The 789-nt window shown below is 78.2% G+C and carries 1 protein-coding gene; it reads right to left on the bottom strand.

The window, feature by feature from the left end; genetic code table 11:
- Window positions 1-110 precede the first annotated feature (110 nt).
- Window positions 111-789, bottom strand: a 679-nt coding sequence (locus DZF91_RS23015; protein ID WP_147341284.1) for a sulfotransferase family protein, incomplete at its 5' end; no start/stop codon positions are given.

Raw genomic sequence — 789 nt, 5'->3', positions numbered from 1 at the left:
GTCCCGCACGTGGGCGCGGCCGGCCCCTGGGCACAGCCGGGGGCCTGAGGCCCGGTCCGCGGGTCGGCCGGTCCGCGGGTCGGCCGTCCGCCGGTCAGCCGGTCGGCCGGTCAGTCGGTGAGGCGGTAGCCGAGGCGGGCCAGCTCGTTGCCCGCGATCCGCTCCACCTGGACGACCTGGCGCGGCGTGAGGCGGTCGCGCCAGATCCCGACGCGGCGCTCGGGCTCGTTCGGGTCGGTGGGGGCGCCGGGCCGGACGAGCCCGGCCAGCACGCCCGGGGACAGCGGGGCCTGCAGGTACTCCGACACCTCCCGGGCGATCTGCCGGGGATCGGCGGCCAGGTCCTCGAACCGGACGGTGTGGAGCTGGTCCTCGGGGGTCTGGGCGCGCAGCCGCGCCGACAGCCGCACCGACCCGCGCCAGCGCAGCGCGCACTTGACCGCGAGGGCGGCGCCCGGCCAGCGGAGCCGCTCGCTCTCCTCCTCCACGCCGAGGAACGGGTTCGGGAACACCTCGTCCAGGTTCGACAGGCCCGGCCGGAACCAGCCCAGGCAGCCGTCGTCGGCGAGCATCTCGGCCACCACGTCCCGGCCGTCCCTGATCACCTGGACGAGCTGGGCGTCGGGGAAGGCGTCCAGCAGCACGTCGGCGCTGTACAGCAGGTCGGGGGTGGCGTCGGCGAACCGCTCGACCCCGCGCGGCTCGACGCACGGCTCCTCGGCGGGACGACCCCCGCCCGCGAAGCCCCGGCCCGTGCCGCGCGGCGGCGGCACCGGCGGCAGGCCCGCG

Origin of the sequence: Actinomadura logoneensis, from assembly GCF_003428695.1 — a bacterium.
In the GTDB taxonomy this organism is placed as follows: domain Bacteria; phylum Actinomycetota; class Actinomycetes; order Streptosporangiales; family Streptosporangiaceae; genus Spirillospora; species Spirillospora logoneensis.
Note: the sequence above shows the minus strand (reverse complement) of the source record. Positions and strands in the feature narration are given on the sequence as shown.